General features: G+C 44.0%; 16 protein-coding genes and 2 tRNA genes. 10 read left to right on the top strand and 8 right to left on the bottom strand.

The genetic code is table 11. From position 1 onward, the window contains the following. Positions 1-11: 11 nt before the first annotated feature. A tRNA-Asn gene (locus IEW69_RS11795) sits at positions 12-85 on the bottom strand. 309 nt (positions 86-394) lie between these two features. Next, positions 395-468: transfer RNA gene (locus tag IEW69_RS11790), tRNA-Asn, on the bottom strand. Positions 469-601: 133 nt separating this feature from the next. Between IEW69_RS11790 and IEW69_RS11785 the strand changes: the two genes are divergently transcribed. Then, the gene (locus IEW69_RS11785) at positions 602-1,522 is read left to right on the top strand and encodes a PfkB family carbohydrate kinase (RefSeq protein WP_188627056.1); all 921 of its coding nucleotides are present in this window, start codon (positions 602-604) and stop codon (positions 1,520-1,522) included. 31 nt (positions 1,523-1,553) lie between these two features. Here IEW69_RS11785 and IEW69_RS11780 read toward each other — a convergent pair whose 3' ends face one another. From IEW69_RS11780 to murB, 4 genes are all read right to left on the bottom strand, one after another. Beyond that, the gene (locus tag IEW69_RS11780; protein ID WP_188627055.1) at positions 1,554-1,784 is read right to left on the bottom strand and encodes a cytochrome b5 domain-containing protein; all 231 of its coding nucleotides are present in this window, start codon (positions 1,782-1,784) and stop codon (positions 1,554-1,556) included. Between the two features lie 6 nt (positions 1,785-1,790). Beyond that, on the bottom strand, positions 1,791-2,510 hold the full coding sequence (locus tag IEW69_RS11775) for a lycopene cyclase domain-containing protein (protein ID WP_188627054.1): 720 nt from the start codon (positions 2,508-2,510) through the stop codon (positions 1,791-1,793). A gap of 133 nt (positions 2,511-2,643) precedes the next feature. Continuing rightward, a complete protein-coding gene (locus IEW69_RS11770) occupies positions 2,644-3,174 on the bottom strand; it encodes an RNA polymerase sigma factor (RefSeq protein WP_188627053.1) in 531 nt (176 codons plus the stop codon). 174 nt (positions 3,175-3,348) lie between these two features. After that, positions 3,349-4,383 carry a UDP-N-acetylmuramate dehydrogenase gene (gene murB, locus IEW69_RS11765; protein WP_188627052.1) on the bottom strand — a complete coding sequence of 345 codons (1,035 nt, stop codon included), beginning with the start codon at positions 4,381-4,383 and terminating at the stop codon, positions 3,349-3,351. A gap of 115 nt (positions 4,384-4,498) precedes the next feature. Between murB and IEW69_RS11760 the strand changes: the two genes are divergently transcribed. The 9 genes from IEW69_RS11760 to IEW69_RS11720 all read left to right on the top strand — a co-directional run bounded on the left by IEW69_RS11760 (position 4,499) and on the right by IEW69_RS11720 (position 18,163). Next, the gene (locus IEW69_RS11760) at positions 4,499-5,104 is read left to right on the top strand and encodes a TetR/AcrR family transcriptional regulator (RefSeq protein WP_188627051.1); all 606 of its coding nucleotides are present in this window, start codon (positions 4,499-4,501) and stop codon (positions 5,102-5,104) included. Positions 5,105-5,215: 111 nt separating this feature from the next. After that, on the top strand, positions 5,216-5,836 hold the full coding sequence (locus tag IEW69_RS11755) for a TetR/AcrR family transcriptional regulator (protein WP_188627050.1): 621 nt from the start codon (positions 5,216-5,218) through the stop codon (positions 5,834-5,836). A gap of 6 nt (positions 5,837-5,842) precedes the next feature. Beyond that, on the top strand, positions 5,843-7,180 hold the full coding sequence (locus IEW69_RS11750) for a TolC family protein (RefSeq protein ID WP_188627049.1): 1,338 nt from the start codon (positions 5,843-5,845) through the stop codon (positions 7,178-7,180). Next, on the top strand, positions 7,177-8,241 hold the full coding sequence (locus IEW69_RS11745; protein WP_188627048.1) for an efflux RND transporter periplasmic adaptor subunit: 1,065 nt from the start codon (positions 7,177-7,179) through the stop codon (positions 8,239-8,241). Before IEW69_RS11750 ends, IEW69_RS11745 begins: the two co-directional genes overlap by 4 nt. Before the next feature lie 40 nt (positions 8,242-8,281). After that, positions 8,282-11,473 carry an efflux RND transporter permease subunit gene (locus IEW69_RS11740; protein ID WP_188627047.1) on the top strand — a complete coding sequence of 1,064 codons (3,192 nt, stop codon included), beginning with the start codon at positions 8,282-8,284 and terminating at the stop codon, positions 11,471-11,473. 354 nt (positions 11,474-11,827) lie between these two features. Beyond that, positions 11,828-12,418 (top strand): TetR/AcrR family transcriptional regulator, encoded by a 591-nt coding sequence (locus IEW69_RS11735; protein WP_188627046.1) that lies wholly within the window; start codon positions 11,828-11,830, stop codon positions 12,416-12,418. Positions 12,419-12,450: 32 nt separating this feature from the next. Continuing rightward, positions 12,451-13,803: a TolC family protein gene (locus IEW69_RS11730; protein ID WP_188627045.1), complete on the top strand. Its 1,353-nt coding sequence runs from the start codon at positions 12,451-12,453 to the stop codon at positions 13,801-13,803. A gap of 8 nt (positions 13,804-13,811) precedes the next feature. Further along, entirely contained in the window at positions 13,812-14,969 is a 1,158-nt protein-coding gene (locus tag IEW69_RS11725) for an efflux RND transporter periplasmic adaptor subunit (RefSeq protein ID WP_188627044.1), read from the top strand. Positions 14,970-14,989: 20 nt separating this feature from the next. Then, positions 14,990-18,163, top strand: a complete 3,174-nt coding sequence (locus IEW69_RS11720) for an efflux RND transporter permease subunit (protein ID WP_188627043.1) — start codon at positions 14,990-14,992, stop codon at positions 18,161-18,163. 105 nt (positions 18,164-18,268) lie between these two features. Here the strand turns inward: IEW69_RS11720 and lpdA are convergent, their stop codons facing one another. Both lpdA and IEW69_RS11710 read right to left on the bottom strand, forming a co-directional pair. Next, the gene (gene lpdA, locus IEW69_RS11715) at positions 18,269-19,675 is read right to left on the bottom strand and encodes a dihydrolipoyl dehydrogenase (protein WP_188627042.1); all 1,407 of its coding nucleotides are present in this window, start codon (positions 19,673-19,675) and stop codon (positions 18,269-18,271) included. Between the two features lie 134 nt (positions 19,676-19,809). Next, positions 19,810-20,244 carry a GtrA family protein gene (locus IEW69_RS11710; RefSeq protein WP_188627041.1) on the bottom strand — a complete coding sequence of 145 codons (435 nt, stop codon included), beginning with the start codon at positions 20,242-20,244 and terminating at the stop codon, positions 19,810-19,812. Positions 20,245-20,295: the final 51 nt, after the last annotated feature.

Here is a 20,295-nt window from a genome sequence, read left to right as displayed (position 1 = left end):
GCCTTTCTATGCTCCCGAAGCTGGGCTCGAACCAGCGACCCTCTGATTAACAGTCAGATGCTCTAACCAGCTGAGCTATTCGGGAAGCTGGTCGTCCAAAACCTTTCGCCTCTTGTAAACAATAAGCTTCTTCGTTTTGGGTCCGCAATATTATGACTTTTAAATCAACTATGCAAAAAGATATTTCAGAAAAATCGAGCTTTATCATCAAGTCACTGCTATATAACAGCATACATAACTTCATCCTGTCAAGATACAACTAAAGACCCACCCTCAGCTCAGAATCAAAGCATCAAAGAAACACACCATGAGCCTGGCAAGATATAACCAAACACCAACCCTCAACCCAAAATCCCGCGCATAAAAAAAGCCCTACATTTCTGTAGGGCTCTTGCTCCCGAAGCTGGGCTCGAACCAGCGACCCTCTGATTAACAGTCAGATGCTCTAACCAGCTGAGCTATTCGGGAAGCTGGTCATCCAAAGAAACACCGCTTTTGCTAACAAAAGCCTTGTTCGTTTTGGGAATGCAATATTAGGGCTTTTAAATTATTTATGCAATCTTTGCGCAGAAAAAAATGCAAATATTTTAACAAAATTTATATGAGCCTGATAATCATAGGTACTGTAGCTTTCGATGCAATTGAAACGCCTTTCGGAAAAACAGATAAAATCGTAGGTGGTGCCGCTACTTACGCAAGTTTAGCCGCTTCCTACTTCTATAATAAAGTGAAAATTGTTGGTGTGGTTGGAGACGACTTCCTGCAAAAAGATATCGACACCTTCAATAACCATGGCATCGATACAGAAGGTCTTCAGATCAAAGCTGGTGAAAAATCATTCTTCTGGTCCGGAAAATACCATAACGACATGAACAGTCGCGACACGCTCGCAACAGAGTTGAACGTACTTGCGGATTTTGATCCAATCATTCCAGCGGGCTACCAGGACTGCGAATACCTGATGCTGGGTAACCTAACGCCTCAAGTTCAACAAACCGTCATTAAACGTCTGCAAAAGCGTCCTAAGCTAATTGTACTTGATACCATGAACTTCTGGATGGATGTTGCTATGGACGATCTACTGGAAACCATCAGCATGGTCGACGTACTCACCATCAACGACGCGGAAGCCCGTCAACTTTCCGGAGAATATTCACTGGTAAAGGCAGCGAAGAAAATCCTGACCATGGGCCCAAAATACCTGATCATTAAAAAAGGGGAGCACGGCGCCTTATTGTTCCATGAAGACATGATCTTCTCGGCTCCCGCATTACCGTTGGCTGAAGTATTTGATCCAACCGGCGCAGGCGATACCTTCGCAGGTGGTTTCATCGGTTACCTTGCAAAAGTAGGCACCATCAACTTCAACAACATGAAAAATGCAATCATTTACGGATCGGCACTGGCATCTTTCTGCGTTGAGCAGTTTGGAACAGAGCGCATCTTAAACCTTACCGAGAAAGAAGTTGCAGATCGTATCCAGGAATTTGTAAAGCTAAGCGCTTTCACAATCGAAAAATAAAACCATACAACATCCCTGAAGGCAAAAGCTTTCAGGGATTCAATACACCGATGACTTCAAATTTCTCAAATACGGAATGGGTATGCGGTGCATCCTTCAGCTCATCGGTAAGGTCCTGCCCTGCCCAATGCTCATAATGTTTGCCATTGCGCCATAAGCGACTCCGGCCAACATCATAGATCTTCCCTTCAAAGGCAACCCAAATTTCCGGTTTATCCTGTCCATTACGCAGCGCAAGCTGCTGCCGGGTATACGTATTCATCAGATCTTATTTATTTTCTGCAATAAAGGGCTTTTCGCCCGATGTTGTTACGACCTCAGTCTTGCCGTAACGCTTCTTGAACACTTCAAAAAGCAGAATGCTAATCAAGGTAATGCTAAACAACAGGAAGAAGCTCTCAAAAGGCACATAGAACAGCCTGAACTTAATCGTATGTTGCTCATGGAACCCAATGTACCCTCTATAGTGATACTGCAGCACAACGGCTAAATAGGCGACCAGCACCACTAGATATGTTCTGTAAAACCGATACATAAAACGGATCTTGCTTTTATACTCCACCACAAATAGTGTCAACATCATCAAGCCGAAGGCCCAAACCGGATACCATTTGGTATACGCAAAGAAGATCATCGCAATACACAAACCCATCAGGATATTACTTACAGCCAGACTATACTTCTCGTAAGTCTGCGCAGGGAACTTTGCATTCAAAAAATTGTAGATGGAAATACCAGCGAAAGGGAACACAAAGGCACCAAAAATCACCTCATAAGGAATACCCAGGTTATCTGCACCTGAAAAATGTTGTAAATCATAGGTCAAGACCCCTTTACCTTTCAGAATTAGCATCAGAACCATAAAGATCACACCTGTACCGAATACTGCCGGTAAGGTAGCCTTCCATAAAGACAAGGGAGACGATTTGAGGTAAAGGAAAAAAGATACAACCAGCAATACGGTCAACAGAAGTAAGTAACTATTCATCAAGCAACATGAGATTAGCTCCAAAAATAGGATTTAATCCGTTAACCTGCTGTCGCGATGAACAAACTGGCCTTAAAGCAAAAAAGGCTGTTCAAAAAATTGAACAGCCTCTCCTTATAAGCCAGAAATTAAACTAAACTACTTCGGCACCCAAAAGGTCTTTAGAATAGGTTTTAAGATATTTTTTCAGTATTTGACGGGCAACGTGAATCCTTGTTTTTACCGTTCCAATCGGAATGTTCAGGATTTCTGCGATTTCATGATACTTGTACCCTTCGAAATACTTGATGAATGGCACATAGTACTCTGGCTGCAGCGTTGCTAATGCTTTGTTGATGTCACCAATAATAAACTTACTGTCGCTGGTGTTTTTTGTTGCACTGTAGTGCAGATTTGACGAAGAAATCTCTTCTGATTGGGTGATTAGTGAGTTCGTCTTGACCAAACGTCTGTAGTTGTTGATAAAGGTGTTTTTCATTATGGTAAATAACCAACCTTTAAGATTTGTACCTTCTTTAAATTTACTGTAATAGGTTACTGCTTTTAACATGGTGTCTTGAACCAGGTCATTTGCATCCTCCACGTCCTTAGTAAAATTTAAAGCGAATGACTGTAGGGAACCGGCGTGGTTGTTAAGCTGAAGATTAAATTCATTTTTTGTCATAATGATTTAAGTTTTAAAGGTTTAATGCAAAAAACAAACGAGGATTGGATTATTGTGGCTCGCCAAGTTTGTTTAATCTTGCACACTTAAATGTTATACAACATATGTACCAATTGAATTTATGTTTACCGATTCAGGTAGTTACCCGAAGGATATCGAAACAAATACCCGGATTTAAAGTACATTAACCTCTCTTTCAAGGCTAATTCCGAATTTCGCTGACACCGCAGCAATGATTTTTTCTGAAAATTCATACACCGCTGTCCCCGTTGCACCACCATGATTCACCAGCACCAGCGCCTGATTTTTCCAGGTGCCCGTACGGCCTTCAATCACACCTTTAAAGCCACACTGCTCAATTAGCCAGCCCGCAGCCAGCTTAACGCGACCTTCTGGTGTTGGATAATTGACAACATCGGAAAATGCAGCATGTACCCTTTCAAATTCTTCAACCGAAATCACTGGATTTTTGAAGAAACTGCCAGCATTTCCGATCGTTGCCGGATCCGGCAATTTACTTACCCTAATCTCCGAAACCACCTTTGCCACATCGGCAATACCCGGATGCGTAATCCCTCTATGTTGCAGCTCCTGCTGGATGGCGCCATAGTGGATGTTGATTTCAGCTGATTTGCTTAGGTGGTAACTTACAGAAGTAATGATGTATTGGTTTTTTAAGGCCGACTTAAATACACTCTCCCGGTACCCAAAAGCACAATCTTCATACGTAAATACCCTTCGCTCGCCAGTGGCGATTTCAACAGCCGTACAGTTATAGAAAATATCTTTCAGCTCCACGCCATAAGCGCCAATGTTCTGCACCGGAGAAGCGCCCACCGTACCCGGAATCAAACTCAGGTTCTCAATACCCCCAAGTCCATTCGCTACACAGTACTCCACCAAAGCCTTCCAGGATACACCAGCACCAGCACGCACAAGCACTTCGTCTGCAGCCCCGGAATTCGCAGCCTCAAGTACTTCAATACCTGGAATACTGATTTTTAACACTAAGCCCTCGTAATCCTTCGTGAACAACATATTACTGCCACCACCAAGGACAAGCACCTGTTTAGATCTTATAAATTTAGACTGCAGGATGTCTACCAGCTCCGCTTCCGAAGTGATCTCCGCAAACCACCTTGCAGAAACATCTATGCGAAATGTATTATAATTGACTAATGATACGTTTTCTTGAATAACCGGGCCCATTTACGATATTTTGTGACGGTTGCAAAAGTAATTCTTAAGAACAGTATTAAATATCATTTACTAAATAATAAATTTACCCATAGTTTACGCTCATCTTATAGGACAGGAATACTTAATGGAAAATCAGGATAAAAAAAGAACGCTCATTATCAATGCTGCTTTATTGCGGTTTGCACACTATGGCCTTGCAAAAACGACAATGACCGACATTGCTAAAGATATATCTTTTTCCAAAGCACTGCTTTACTACTATTTTCCAGATAAGCTAAGTCTTTATGTCAGCGTAATCGAACACCTGATGCACACCATCAGCAAAGACATCCTCAAATCTGTCGAAAAAACCAACACCTGCACCGAGGGCGTACTCATGGTGCTCCAAAAAAGACAAGGCTACATCCAGAAGTACTACAACCTCATGGAGTTCAACAAGCTGATTGGCCCCGATCTCCCGGACGATCTATATGAAAAGTTCTCCAGAGCACGTGCCTTTGAAATTAAAATCATCTCCTCCCTCCTGCGCCGCGGCGTAGAAAAAGGCGAATTCCAGGTCGAAAACATCAACCTTACCACCGAAGTACTGGTGGAAGCACTTAGCGGCGTGCACTTCAATATCCTCAGTCGCCACAAGAACATCTGTCCAAGTCAGGACCAGTTCAAACAAATCTTCATCAAAGAAAAATTCCTCGCAAAGATCTTTCTATCAGGACTATCGTCCAATTAGCGTCATAGAATTGCAATAAAGCACTGTAGCCACCTGCCGGTTTGGCATATCCTGTTTTATGGTCGTACTTTTGACTACAATATCTGAATAGTCAGAAAGTTTAAAGGTAGAATGGTAGAGACAGATAAAAAAAGAGAACAGATTATTGAAGGTGCTATCAAGCGATTCATCCATTTCGGGATTAACAAAACCACGATGAATGAAATTGCAGAAGACCTATCCGTATCCAAGCCTTCCTTGTATTACTATTTCCCTGACAAGACCAGCCTGATCCTTGGCGTTGTGGAGAAGATTTTCAATGATTTCTTCGAAGCTGTTTACAAAGAGAAAAAGGACAATGTGCCCCTTGATGTAAGCATCCCAAGACTCATAGAGGTTAAGCACCGCTTTTTCCAGAAGTATTACATGCTCCATTTAAGTGGTGGTGCGCCAGACGCCTTGATAAATTCTGTAGAGCTGCGAAACTTTATAGAGCAAATGCGCTCTAAGGTACTCAGCTTCTATGCAGATCTTTTTGAGGCTGCGATAAAGCGCGGTGAAATAGAACAGCAGGATAGCAGCAAAATTGCAGATCTGTATATGACCAGTCAGGACGGACTTACGTCATTATGCATCATGCAGGGCAACAAAGAACTGATGCCCGGAAAGAAAGAATTAAAGAACATGCTGGAAAGACAGCTTGCCCTTTCACAAGTATTTGTAAAGGGTTTAAAAAACAATAAACAGAAATAATAAACGATGAAGATTAAACTGAAACAGATAAAAGTCATCCCGCTGCTATTGCTTGGGCTGCTCTTATCAAATTATGTAACGGCACAGCAACGGCTCACCCTGCGTGATGCGGTAAACTACGCCGTCGAGAACAGCAGTAACGTGCGCCGGTCCAAACTCGAGATTCAGGGTGGTAAATTCAAAACCCAGGAAGTTAGAGCACAGGCCCTACCTCAGATTACCGGTAACGGTGGACTTACCTACAACCCGATCATCGGACAATTGGTTGTGGGCGATCAGAGCTTCCAGCTTGGTCGTAAGTGGAATGCTAACGGTGGTGTGCAGTTAAATCAGCAACTATTCAACCAACAGGTATTTACCGGCCTCAAAGCTGCAAAAACTAGCGAACAGTATTATTTACTAAATGAAAACCTTACAGAGGAACAAATCATTGAGCAAGTGGCCAACACCTACTATCAGGTTCTGGTAAATCGCCAGCAACGGAACGTGATTGATACCAACATCAAAAACGTACGTGTTGTAGAGCGCATCATCCTGAACCAATATGAAAATGGATTGGCAAAAAAGATTGATGTGGATCGCATTAAAGTAAACTTAACCAATCTGGAAAATCAACGCGACCAGGTGATCAATGCCGTAACGCAACTTGAAAACCAGCTGAAGTTTTACATGGGCATGCCTGTAGAAACTGCGATTGAGTTGCCAACAACCGAACTTACGGATGTTAAAACTTTACCTGCATTTGCAGATACGGTAGACATCAGCGGCAGAACTGAAATCAGGTTGCTGGACGTACAACGTGAATTATTGGGCTTGCAAAAGAAAGCTTACATCTCGGAAAATTACCCAACCCTTGCTTTAACAGCTAACTACTCTTCCACCGGGCAGAGTGATAAGTTCGATCTGTTTAAACGCAAAAGCAACAGCACCGCATTCTGGTATGATGCATCTGCCATCGGATTAACCTTGAGGGTGCCGATATTTGATGGTTTTGCCACCAGATCAAGAGTAAGACAAGCAAACGTAGAGATCCTGAAGGCTGAAGAAGACCGCAGAGAAACGACCAACGCTTTAAATCTAGCTTACGAGAACGCTAAAATTGCATTGCGCAACAGCATCAACACGATCAACTCCCAACGTCAAAACGTGACGCTTGCAGAAGAGATCTATCAAAGCACACAGAACAACTACAATAACGGACTTGCAGCATTAACAGACCTGTTGGATACTGAAAATGCACTTACAGAAGCTCAAAACAGCTACACACAGGCACTGCTTAACTATAAGATTGCCGAAATACAACTCATCAAATCAAACGGAAATATAAAATCACTATTAAAATGAAAAGAGGAATTATTATAACCTTAGTTGTTGTCGCTACGCTTGTAGGCATATGGCTGGTTCTAAATAACAACAAGAAAAACAATGATGCCAAAACTGCAATCGTATCCGAAGGTAGTGGTGCGGTGAGTGTTCGTGTTGCTTCAGTGGAAAAGAAAGCCGTTGATTTAGACTTTAGTGCAAACGGTACCTTTATTCCTGGTACAGAAATCAACTTCTTATCAGAAAATGCCGGCCGTGTAACCAGAATTATGGTTGATGAAGGTGACCGCGTAAGAAAAGGTCAGGTGCTTGCCATCATTGATGCAGAGATCCTGAATACCGATCGCGAAACCGCAGAAGCAGCATTGCAGAACGCAATCCGCGATGAAGCAAGATACAGCAGCTCTTTTTCAACTGGCGGGGTAACCCAACAACAATTGGATCAGGCACGTCTTGCGGTTAAAAATGCAAGACTTAGATTACAAAGTGCTTCACGTCGTGTTAGCGATGCAAACATCAAAGCGCCAATCAATGGTATCGTAAACAAGCGTTTTATTGAAGTCGGTGCCTTTGTAACCGCGCAGGGTACACAGTTATTTGAACTGGTAGATGTTTCTAAGCTGAAACTAAAGGTGAATGTAAATGAAAATCAGGTTGCAAACCTGAATGTAGGTGACGCAGTTCAAATTAAAAGCAACGTGTTTCCGGCAGACAGCTTTACCGGAAAGATCACGTTCATCGCAGCAAAAGCGGATAACACTTTGAACTTCCCGATTGAAATTGAAGTAGCCAACAGCCAGTCCAACAAGCTAAAAGCAGGTATGTACGGTACAGCAATTTTCAAATTCCCTAACCAGGCACCAACCATTACCATCCCACGTGGATCATTCATCAACAGTGTAAGCAGCAACCAGATCTTCGTATTGGAGAATGGCAATAAAGCAGCGGTACGCAAGGTGGTAACCGGCAGAATCATCGGCGATCAGGTTGAAGTCCTGGATGGCGTAAAAGAAGGTGAAACCGTCATTGTCAGCGGCCAGATCAACCTGGTTAATGGCAGCCCGGTAACTGTGATCAAATAATTTGAAAGCCCAGCTTTCATAAACATTAAAAAAGATTCTGATGAAAATAACAGAAATATCAATTAAACGACCTTCACTGGTAATTGTGGTCTTCACCGCATTATCCTTGCTGGGACTGCTAAGCTACTTCTCTTTGAGTTACGAGCTTTTGCCTAAGTTCAGCAATAATGTGGTTTCCATCTCCACCATTTACCCAGGTGCATCACCAAGTGAGGTTGAGAATAGTGTCACCAAGAAAATTGAAGACGCCATCTCCTCCATGGAGAACATTAAGAAACTGAATGCGGTTTCTTACGAGAGTTTATCCGTAGTAACCATCACCCTAACCGATAAGGCAAATGTCGATCTGTCGCTTAATGATGCGCAAAGAAAGGTAAACTCCATTCTTGCAGATTTACCGGATGATGTTGAACAACCATCATTGAGTAAGTTCTCGCTGGATGACCTTCCGGTAATCACCATGTCTGCATCTGCGAATATGGATGATGCCACTTTCTATGACCTGATCGATAACCGTATCGCACCAATCGTGTCCCGTGTAAACGGTGTGGCACAGGTGAACCTGATCGGTGGTCAGGAACGTGAAATTCAGGTGGGCCTTATGGCAGATAAACTTCAGGGTTACAACCTGTCGGTGCCACAGGTACAACAAGCCATCCTGACTTCAAACCTCGATTTCCCTACTGGTAGTGTTAAAACCAACGAACAAGACATTCTGATCCGTCTTTCTGGTAAATATCAGAACATCGACGAACTGCGTAACCTGGTTGTTGCAACCAGTCCAGATGGTGCTCAAATCCGCCTGTCTGATGTTGCCGATGTTCAGGACAGACAGAAAGAAGTAGATAAACTTGCACGTATCGACCGACGTGGTGCAATTGCGATTCAGATCATTAAACAATCTGATGCGAATGCGGTAGAAGTGAGTGAAGGTGTACATGCGACCATCGCAAAGCTGATGGCTGATTACAAAACCAATGACCTTAAGATCAACATCGTAAACGATAGCTCCATCTACACCCTGGAATCTGCAGATGCGGTAATCCACGATTTAGTACTTGCAGTTATCCTTGTGGCATTTGTAATGCTTTTCTTCCTCCACAGTTTAAGGAATGCCCTTATTGTAATGGTTTCCATTCCAGCATCCTTAATTGCGACCTTCATTGGTATCCAGATGTTCGACTTTACGCTGAACCTGATGTCGCTACTGGGACTTTCCCTGGTGGTAGGTATCCTTGTCGATGATGCGATTGTGGTATTGGAAAACATCTACCGTCACATGGAGATGGGTAAAAACAAGGTACGTGCCGCATACGATGCAACAAGCGAAATCGGCTTTACCGTAGTATCCATTACCCTGGTAATTGTGGTGGTGTTCTTCCCGATCGCGGTCAGTACCGGTCTGGTATCAAACATCCTGAGACAATTCTGTGTGGTGGTAATTATCGCGACCTTGTTATCCTTGGTTGCATCCTTCACCATCGTTCCCCTACTTTCTTCTCGTTTCGGTAAACTGGAGCGTATTGAAGGTAAAAATGCCTTTGGAAAATTCATCCTTTGGTTTGAAAAGCAATTACACAAGTTCACCAACTGGATCACTGGTATCCTGAAATGGTCACTTGCAAACAGAGGCAAAACCATTGGTCTGGTATTCCTGATGCTGGTTGCTTCATGTGGATTGATTCCTGCCGGCTATATCGGTACCGAGTTTTTCCCGAAAAGTGATAAAGGCGAGTTCCTGGTACAATTAGAGATGCCGAAAGATGCTTCTATTGAACAAACCAACCTTGCCACTCAGCAGGCAGAAGCCTTCCTGACTAAAAAACCAGAGATTACACAGCTGATTACAACAGTAGGTCAAGCGAGTGGTGACTTCGGTGGTACACAGGCAACGGCGTATAAGTCGGAAATCAACGTGCGATTGGTAGAGCGTAAAGACCGTGCAGATGATGCAAGTATTTACGCTACCAAGGTGAGTCGTGAGCTTGCCAAAAACCTTCCGGGTGTTAAAGTGAAAACCGTTCCGATCAGTATTTTAGGTATTGCGGAAAACGCACCTATTGAATTGGTGGTGATGGGTTCAGATCTTGACAGTGCCATGCGTTATGCAAAAGGTGCACAGGAAGTATTGCGTAAGATCAAAGGTTCTGCAGAGATCAAACTTTCCGTTGAAGAAGGTAGCCCGGAAATCAACGTTCAGGTAGATCGCGACAAGATGGCCTCCCTTGGTCTTTCCCTGCAAACCGTAGGTTTAACCATGCAAACGGCCTTCAGTGGTAACACGGATGGTAAGTTCAGAAAAGGTGAATACGAGTACGACATCAACATCCAGTATCAGTCTTTCAACAGACAAGACATCAACGACGTAAGTAACCTTATTTTCGTGAACGGTGCCGGACAGCAGATTAAGCTTTCTCAGTTTGCAACCATTACACAAGGATCCGGACCAAGTCAGCTGGAAAGACGTGATAAGAGTACTTCCGTATCCGTGAAGGCACAGGCTATTGGCCGTCCGACCGGTACTGTTGTTGCTGAATTCGAAGCAGAACTGGAAAGACTTGAAAATACCGGCGAGTTGAAGAAACCACTTGGCGTGAGTTATCTATGGGCCGGTGATGCGGAAAACCAGGGAGAAGGTTTCGGTACATTGGGTATCGCTTTACTTTCATCCATCCTATTGGTTTACCTGATCATGGTAACCTTATATGATAGTTTCGTGTATCCATTTGTGGTGATGTTCTCGATTCCGCTTTCGGTAATCGGCGCCTTACTGGCCTTAGCGTTGACGAACAATGCCTTGAACATCTTCACCATTTTGGGTCTGATCATGTTGATCGGTTTGGTTGCGAAGAACGCAATTATCCTTGTCGATTTTACCAACCAGATGAAAGCTGAAGGAAAGAGCACCTATGATGCGCTGATCCTTGCCAACCATGCCCGTTTAAGACCAATTCTAATGACCACCATTGCGATGGTTATTGGTATGCTTCCAATTGCATTAGCAGGTGGTGCAGGTGCAGAATGGAAAAACGGTTTGGCCTGGGTAATCATCGGTGGATTGCTAAGTTCATTATTCCTGACGCTGATCATTGTGCCGGTTATGTACATGATCTTCGACAGAATCCTGGATAGAATGGGCTATAATAAAAAAGGTGTGACCATTGAAGAATTGATGGTAGAGCCTTATGACCATAAAGAAGTTAAAGAATACGAAATGGAACATACCCACTAAGTAATCTTCTCTTCCCGAAAAGCCCATATCTCTAAAAGGATATGGGCTTTTTTGGTTTTATAAAGTTTGGGAATGCCGAGGTGATGGCCAGGGGTCAACCGCAGACCAAACGCACAGGAAACGCACACCAAACGCACACTTCACCCACGTAATTGTGCGTTTGCTCTGTGTTTGGTCTGTGTCTGCTATGCGCCTCTCGCTAACCTATTGCCATTCACCCGTTAAACATCGCCGTTCACGAATCTTCCTTTACAAAATGCCTGGTCCTGATTATTTTTGTCGAAGATCATCTTTAAGTCATAAGCAAATCGAAGGTGTATAAAGTACACGATTAAATTCTACTTTTGTAACCGAATGAACGTTCAATTAGAAGATATTTGTGGTAAACGCGAGACTGTTTTAAACAGTACCCTCGCCCTTATACGTCAGTATGGCTTTCACGGCACACCGATGAGCATGATTGCGAAACATGCCGGAGTAGCTGCTGGAACCATCTATCACTACTTTGAATCGAAAGATGCACTGATCAATGCGCTGTATGAGCATGAGAGCAGTAGGCTGGCCGCGTCCCTATTGGTTGGTGATGATGAAGGTCTGCACTACAAAGAAAGATTCTTCCGCTGCATGCTTAACCATTATCATTTTTACATCGGCAATCCGGATACTTTGTATTTCCTGGAGCAGTACTCCAACTCTCCATACGCAAAGACCCAGGTCGAAAATCACGAGAAGCGCTTCGAGCACATCATCAGATTTTTTGATTATGGTATTCAGCAAAAGTATTTCAAGAACATTGATGCGAAGCTGCTCATGCCGATTATTAAGGGAACACTGGTGGCTGCGGCCAATTTCCACTTGCGCCAGCACATGGTTTTCTCAGATGATGATATTAGAGCGGTAATCAGCATGATCTGGGACGGCATAAAAAAGCAAGAAAAAGATTAAACAATTTAAACTCAATACCTTTTAATACATATATGAAATCACGTAATTTATTAGTTACCATGCTTTTATGGATACCTCTCCTACTCCCCGGATCGGTGTTCGCGCAGTCCATCGTAAAAGCAGAACAGCCACTTACCAATGCAACCTTACAGCAGTGCATTGATTACGCATTAAGCAACAGGCCTGAAGTAAAACAATCCGTATTGGACGAGGAAATCGCAGATCGTGATATCAAGTCGGCCTTATCAGGATGGTTACCACAGGTGAGTGCTTCTGGTAGCTTTAACCACAACTTCAAGCAGCAATCGCAGGTGCTTACCACGAACGGGGTTTCTTCGTTGTTGACCTTCGGTGCAAAAAACACCTCTTCATTGGTATTGCAGGCAGATCAGCAGTTTCTAAACGCTGGTTTAATCCAGGCATCTAAATCTGCAAAGTATTTCAGACAGCAATACAGACAGAATACTGAAGCGAACAGAATCAACACGGTGGTTGAAGTCAGTAAAGCTTACTACGACATTTTAACCAGCAATGAGCAGTTGAACATCATCAACGAGAACATCGCGCGTTTGCAGAAGCAGCTTAAAGATGCCAGTGCACAGTATGAAGCAGGTCTGGTAGACAAAACTGACTTTCAACGTGCGCAGATCAGCTTAAGCAACTCGCTTGCAGATAAGAAACGTACAGAAGAACTTGTGAAATACAAGTACGCTTACCTGAAAGAGCTGATCGGCTACCAGGGTAAAGAAAACTTTACGCTGTCCTTTACGGCAGCGGATATGGAAAAAGATGTTTTGATCGACACTGCACAGGTGTTGGATTACCAGAATCGTGTGGAGTTCCGCTTATTGGAAACCCAGCGTGAACTGCAAAGCATCAACACCAGCTACAACAAATGGAGCTACTTGCCGACGCTATCTGGATTTTACAACTACGGTTTCAACTACCAGAATCAGGAATTGAGCAACCTATATGATAAGAACTATCCAAGTTCCATCTTAGGATTACGTTTAACCCTTCCGATTTTTGCTGGTGGTAAACGTACACATGAGATCAAGAAAGCCCAGTTACAGGAGCAAAGAGTTGATTTAGACATCGAGAATGTTAAAAATCAAATCAATACGCAGTATGAAGCGGCAATCGCAACATACAAGGCGAACCTGAATGATCTTAGAACAAACCGGGATAATGTGGAGATCTCCAGATCGGTTTACAACACCATTAAACTGCAGTACGATGAAGGTATTAAAACCTACCTGGATCTGATGACCTCAGAGACAGACCTGCGTACCGCACAGCTAAACTATTTGAATTCACTTTATAGTTTATTAGCATCAAAATTAGACGTAAAACAAGCATTAGGAACAATAACCGTAAATCAATAACCCTTACAATGAATAATTTTAATAGAATAAAGCTAGGTGTCCTGGTCTTGGGCTCAGTTACATTTGCCTCCTGTGGTGGCGGTCAGCAAAACGCACAGCAAGGCCCGCCTCCTGCTACGCCGGTAACAACTTATACGGTAGATGAACAACCGGTAACGACGGTAGATTCTTACCCTGGTGTTGTTGTTGCACTTAATGAGGTGGAATTACGTCCTCAGGTTGGCGGATACATTACGGGGATTTACGTTCAGGACGGTCAGCGTGTAACCAAAGGCCAGAAGTTGTATGAGATTGACCGTACGAAATATCAAGCCGCTTACAATTCCGCAAAAGCAAATCTTGCTGTTGCTAAATCTAACCGCGACAGAACGAAGAAAGATGCAGAACGCTACACCAAATTGGCGGAGCAGGATGCTGTGGCCAGACAACGTGTAGATTACGCATTGACTGACCTTGCAAATGCAGAATCACAAGTAGCTGCTGCACAAGCACAACTAAGTGCTGCATCATCAGATTTACAGCGTGCAGTGATTGTATCGCCGCTTACGGGTACCATTGGTATCTCGCAAGTTAAGCTGGGTGCATTCGCAACGCCAGGTACAACGATCCTGAACACGGTATCTACCAACAATCCGATTGCAGTTGACATTGCGGTGAACCAAAGGGAAATCCCACGTTTCGTTGCTTTGCAGAACAGCAATTCAGTTATTGCAGACTCCGTATTTACAATCCAGGGTCAGGACGGCAGCACTTACCGTGCACAAGGCAAAATCGTTGCAATTGACCGTGCGGTAGATCCGCAGACTGGTACCATCAAGGTTAGAATCAGTTACCCGAATAAAGAAGGCAGATTGTTCGCCGGAATGAACGTAAGCCTGAATGCCTTAAATAAAGGCAAGAAAGAAGAACTGGTTATTCCATACAAAGCCGTTACCGAGCAATTGGGTGAGTTCAACGTGTTTGTTGTTGGCGACAGCAGCAAAGCGGAAGCACGCTTGATAAAGCTTGGCAGACAGTTCCAGACCAACGTTGTGGTAAGTGAAGGTTTGAAAAAGGGTGAAGTGATTGTGGTTGAAGGTGTTCAGAATGTTAGAAATGGTGCAGTTGTTTCTGCAACAGCTCCAGGTGCAGCAAACGGACAACAACCTGCTCCAGCAGCAAAATAATTAAATAGAATCTCAGCTATATGATATCAGAAGTATTTATAAGGCGACCGGTCACGGCCATCGTCATCTCCATATTGATTGTTCTGGTTGGTACGATTGTAATCACAACCCTACCGATCAGTCAATATCCCAACATTGCACCACCAACGGTAAACGTTTCCGGAACTTATACCGGTGCGGATGCGCAGACGGTAGAGCAAACCGTAACAACCCCAATTGAAAGTCAGATAAACGGTACGCCGGGGATGAAATATCTTTCCTCGAACAGTACCGCCGATGGTCGTTCTGCAGTAACCGTAACGTTTGACGTTGGTACTGACATTGACATTGCGACGCTGGACGTGCAAAACCGTGTAGGTATTGCGGAGCCCGCATTGCCTGAGGCCGTAAGACGTTTGGGTGTTACCACAAGAAAAGCAAACAACGATATTTTGATGGTTGTGGGCCTTGTTTCTCCTAAGGGCACTTACGATCAGAAATTTCTTTCCAACTATGTCAACCTTTACGTTAGAGATGCGATTTTACGTATCAAAGGTGTGGGTGATGTGCAGTCTTTCGGTCAGCCATTTAGTATGCGTGTCTGGCTGGATGCCGGTAAACTGGCGAACTTAGGCCTTACACCATCGGATGTAACCTCGGCCATTGCCGAGCAGAACAGCCGTATGCCGGGTGGTACCGTGGGTGGCCGTCCGCAAAATGACAATCAGACTTTCGAGTTTTCTGTTGTGCTTGATGCCGACCTAAACTCCGTAGAGCAATTTGAAAACATTATTATTAAAAGCGGGCCGAATGGATCACCAGTTTACCTGCGCGACGTTGCACGGGTAGAATTGGGTGAATTCGCTTATTCTACAAATGCAAAAGTAAACGGTCAGGTTGCCTCCATGATGGCAATTAACCAGACGCCGGGTGGTAACGCGGTGGAAACTGCTGAAGGTATTCAGAAAGCATTAGACGAGTTGAAGGCATCTTTCCCGAAAGATATGGATTACGTAATCAGTTACGAGACCGTATCAATCGTTAAAGTGTCTATCAGCGAGGTAATTCACACGCTTGTTGAAGCCTTGATTCTGGTAACAATTGTGGTATTCTTCTTCCTGCAAAGCTGGAGAGCTACCCTGATTCCAGTATTGGCGATTCCGGTATCCATTATCGGTACCTTCATTTTGTTCACGCTGCTGGGTTTCTCCATCAACGTACTAACGATGTTTGGTTTCGTACTGGCGATTGGTATTGTGGTGGATGATGCGATTGTGGTGGTAGAGGCGGTGCAGCATTATATGGACCACGAAGGCCTCTCTGCACCTGATGCAACCCGTAAAGCGATGAAGGACATTACCGCACCGGTAATTGCGATTGCCTTGATCCTTGCCGCGGTATTTATTCCGGTAGGTTTCATACCTGGTATGGTTGGACAGCTGTATCAACAGTTTGCGATTACCATTGCCGTATCCGTATTGATCTCTGCATTTGTGGCGCTATCACTTACACCAGCGCTGTGTTCGTTGTTATTGACCCCAATGAATCTAAGGGAAGACTCCAAAGGCTTGAACAAGTTCTTCTACAAGTTTAACTTATGGTTTGCAAGGGTTACGCAGAACTATTCAAATGGTGTAAAATGGGCTTTGAAAAAAGCACCTTTAGTAATGGTTATCCTGGCTTGTATCTATGTAGGTACAGTTGGCTTATTCGTAACTAAACCTTCCGGATTTATTCCAAATGAGGATGCCGGTGTGTTCCTGATGGGGGTTACACTTCCAGAGGGTTCATCAGCAGCGCGTACGGATGCCTTTATTGAAAAAATTACAACAACCATTCAGAAGAAATATCCGGAAGTATTAAACATCACTTCTATTGGTGGTATTAACATTCTGAACAGATCGTTTAAGTCTAACGCGGCGACCTTCTTCGTGCAGTTGAAGAACTGGGATGATCGTGAAGGTGATGCTGCAGGAACGATTGCGAAGGTTTCGCAGGAGTTTGCCGGTGCAAAAGAAGGAAGTGTGTTAGCGGTAGCGCCACCTCCGATTCCGGGTCTTGGTATCAGTGGTGGTTTCGCATTACAGATCCAGGAGAAACAAACCGGCGATATCAAGCAGTTTGAAGCGAATGTGGGTAAATTCCTTGGCGCAGCAAACCAGCGTCCGGAAATTGCAATGGCTTATACCCTATTTAATGCAAGAACACCAAACTACAAGTTAGAAGTGAATCGTGAGCAGGCTAAAAAGATGGGCGTTTCTGTTGGTGCCATTTACAGCACCATCTCAACGTATCTTGGTAGTAGCTACGTGAATGACTTCACCAAGTACGGCCGTAACTTCAGGGTTGTGGCACAAGCCGATACAAATTACAGAAGCAGTATCGACGATTTAAGCAAATTGTATGTGAAGAATGCAAGTGGCACGCCAGTTCCGCTAAGCACATTGGTATCACACAAATTGGTTGAAACCGCGTCGATTATTAACCACTTTAACTTGTTCCGTTCAATCGAAGTTAGTGGTGCCGCGGCACCGGGTTATAGCTCTGGTGATGCCTTGAACGCACTTGAAGAAGTGGCCGCACAGACCTTACCAGCAAACTATGACTATAACTTCTCTGGTTTGAGTTTGGAGGAACGTGAAGCTGGTAGCAGTACCACACTCATCTTCGCGCTGATCATTGTCTTCGTATTCCTGTTGCTTGCAGCATTATATGAAAGCTGGTCGGTACCATTCTCGATCCTTTTAGCAGTACCACTTGGGCTATTCGGCGCGATCCTGGCCTTAATGTTCCTACCTAAATTAGATAACAACATCTATGCACAGGTTGGTTTGATTACGCTGATCGGTCTTTCTGCGAAGAACGCGATTTTGATTGTGGAATTTGCGAAAGAACGTGTGGATTGGGGTATGGGATTAATCCCGGCAACGATGGAAGCAGTGAAACTTAGGTTACGTCCGATTGTGATGACCTCACTGGCCTTTATCTTAGGGGTTATTCCTTTGATCATTTCCCATGGTGCAGGTGCGGTTTCCAGGATGACCATTGGCTGGACCGTGGCAGCTGGTATGCTTTCGGCAACCATTCTTGCCATCTTTATTGTACCGGTACTGTTTGTGTTAATTACCAAATTAGCTTACGGTAAGAAAAAGCTTGCTGAACTGGAAGCGAATTACAAACCGGAAGAACATGCAGATGTGCTTCATGCAGATTAATAAATAAGACGATTCATCGTCTGGATTAACATAAAAAAAAGAGGTTGCTCGAATGAGCAACCTCTTTTTTTTATGTAGTACTTTCTATTGGAGGCTGAAGTTGTATTAAATGTGGATCGCTCTGTTTTCAGTTGCGGCCATTGCAGCTTCTTTAAGCGCTTCGGTATAAGTTGGGTGTGCGTGGCAGATTCTTGCGATATCTTCTGCAGAAGCACGGAACTCCATGGCAACAACAGCTTCAGCAATCATGTCTGCAGCACGTGGGCCAATTATGTGTACACCTAAGATTTCATCTGTAGTTGCGTCTGCAAGCACTTTCACGAAACCATCAGTATCCATGCTCGCTTTTGCACGACCACTCGCTTTGAATGGGAATGAACCGGCTTTGTATTTGGTACCGCTTGCTTTCAACTGCTCTTCGGTATAACCTACTGAAGCAACTTCTGGCCACGTGTAAACCACACCAGGGATCAGGTTGTAATTGATGTGTGGTTTCTGACCAACGATATGCTCTGCAACGTACACACCCTCGTCTTCCGCCTTATGCGCAAGCATAGCACCTTTGATCACGTCACCAATCGCGTAAACGCCAGCTACGCTGGTTTCTAAGTGTTCATTTACCGGGATCTTGTTGCCTCTGTCTTCGGTTTTGATGCCGATGTTCTCCAGGCCTAGTCCTTCAGTGTACGCGGTACGGCCTACGGCCACGATGCAGTAATCTGCTTCAAACTTCACCTGCTCCCCTTTTGCATTATCTGCAGTAACGGTAACGACATCACCTTCAACACTTGCACCGGTAACTTTATGGTTCATGAAGAACTCCATGCCTAAAGATTTCTTCAGCACACGTTGTAATTCTTTACCTAAACCAGCATCCATCGTTCCGATGATGCTTGGCATAAATTCAACAACAGAAACTTTGGTGCCTAAACGAGCATATACAGAACCAAGCTCCAATCCGATTACGCCGCCGCCAATAACAACCATGTGTTTTGGAACTTCCGTGATGTTCAGGGCTTCAGTTGAGGTAATGATTCTCTTTTTGTCAACAGGCAGGAAAGGCAGGCTTGTTGGTTTTGAACCAGTCGCAATGATCACGTTTTTAGCCGTAACCTGCTCTTCTGTGCCATCCGTTTTCTTGATTTTGATGGTATTCTTATCTACGAAGGAACCTAAACCTTCAAAGGTGTCTATTTTATTTTTCTTGAATAAATACGTTATACCCGCAGTATTCTGGGCAACTACGTCATTTTTTCTGGCGATCATCTGTGGCATGTTCACCACAAGATCTTTCAGTTCAATGCCATGCGTAGTGAATGTATGCGCAGCATTGTGAAAATGCTCCGAAGAGTCTAACAACGCTTTCGACGGAATGCAGCCTACGTTTAAGCAGGTTCCACCAAAAGTATTATATTTTTCTATTACGGCTGTTTTTAAGCCTAACTGAGCACATCTTATGGCACTTACATAACCACCAGGACCAGAACCTATAACTACTACGTCGTATTGCATAATCAATTTTTTTATGCCCCAAAGTTAAGAAACCTGAAAAGAAATTCGGCATTAGCAAGGCCTTAATTGGCACCGCAATGTAAAAGCAATGGACGTTTCCTGGACGTGGCGATTTGATTTCGCCTTTGGCGGCGCTACTTTATAGATTTGAAAACAAAAAAGTAGTTGGCGCTGAAGTTCCAGAAGAACACCAGGAGGATCGCAATGGCTTTACTCAGGTAGAAATTTAGCGCAAGATGTTCATGGAAAAGATAGAGAAAACCGGAATTGAGCACCAGGCCGATTAGCGATACCATCAGGAAAGAAGCGAACTGCTTGCTTACTTTCGTTTTTTCGCGTTCGCTGAAGGTCCAAAGCCTGTTAATCACGTAGTTGCTGATCACTGCCGCAGTAAAGCCCGCAGCATTTGCAAGAAATTTGTTCAAATGCAGTTCATCTTTCAGGAGCCAGGTGACCGAGAAATCGATGACCAGGCCCGACATACCCGTGAAACCAAACTTTACCAGTGACAGGAACCGGAAAGGCAGCAGGGATTCGAGGTAAGACAGACTCCATTTGTTTTTATGCATAGCGCTATGTAGGCTTCAAAGTTACGATTTTACTTTTTTATGCCTGTTGCA

It is taken from the genome of Pedobacter quisquiliarum (assembly GCF_014642175.1).
GTDB lineage: Bacteria > Bacteroidota > Bacteroidia > Sphingobacteriales > Sphingobacteriaceae > Pedobacter > Pedobacter quisquiliarum.
Note: the sequence above shows the minus strand (reverse complement) of the source record. Positions and strands in the feature narration are given on the sequence as shown.

Coding starts and splice junctions, on each gene's coding strand:
- IEW69_RS11785 (WP_188627056.1), top strand. CDS start 602: ATGAGCCTGATAATCATAGGTACTGTAGCTTTCGATGCAATTGAAACG.
- IEW69_RS11780 (WP_188627055.1), bottom strand. CDS start 1,784: ATGAATACGTATACCCGGCAGCAGCTTGCGCTGCGTAATGGACAGGAT.
- IEW69_RS11775 (WP_188627054.1), bottom strand. CDS start 2,510: ATGAATAGTTACTTACTTCTGTTGACCGTATTGCTGGTTGTATCTTTT.
- IEW69_RS11770 (WP_188627053.1), bottom strand. CDS start 3,174: ATGACAAAAAATGAATTTAATCTTCAGCTTAACAACCACGCCGGTTCC.
- murB (WP_188627052.1), bottom strand. CDS start 4,383: ATGGGCCCGGTTATTCAAGAAAACGTATCATTAGTCAATTATAATACA.
- IEW69_RS11760 (WP_188627051.1), top strand. CDS start 4,499: ATGGAAAATCAGGATAAAAAAAGAACGCTCATTATCAATGCTGCTTTA.
- IEW69_RS11755 (WP_188627050.1), top strand. CDS start 5,216: ATGGTAGAGACAGATAAAAAAAGAGAACAGATTATTGAAGGTGCTATC.
- IEW69_RS11750 (WP_188627049.1), top strand. CDS start 5,843: ATGAAGATTAAACTGAAACAGATAAAAGTCATCCCGCTGCTATTGCTT.
- IEW69_RS11745 (WP_188627048.1), top strand. CDS start 7,177: ATGAAAAGAGGAATTATTATAACCTTAGTTGTTGTCGCTACGCTTGTA.
- IEW69_RS11740 (WP_188627047.1), top strand. CDS start 8,282: ATGAAAATAACAGAAATATCAATTAAACGACCTTCACTGGTAATTGTG.
- IEW69_RS11735 (WP_188627046.1), top strand. CDS start 11,828: ATGAACGTTCAATTAGAAGATATTTGTGGTAAACGCGAGACTGTTTTA.
- IEW69_RS11730 (WP_188627045.1), top strand. CDS start 12,451: ATGAAATCACGTAATTTATTAGTTACCATGCTTTTATGGATACCTCTC.
- IEW69_RS11725 (WP_188627044.1), top strand. CDS start 13,812: ATGAATAATTTTAATAGAATAAAGCTAGGTGTCCTGGTCTTGGGCTCA.
- IEW69_RS11720 (WP_188627043.1), top strand. CDS start 14,990: ATGATATCAGAAGTATTTATAAGGCGACCGGTCACGGCCATCGTCATC.
- lpdA (WP_188627042.1), bottom strand. CDS start 19,675: ATGCAATACGACGTAGTAGTTATAGGTTCTGGTCCTGGTGGTTATGTA.
- IEW69_RS11710 (WP_188627041.1), bottom strand. CDS start 20,244: ATGCATAAAAACAAATGGAGTCTGTCTTACCTCGAATCCCTGCTGCCT.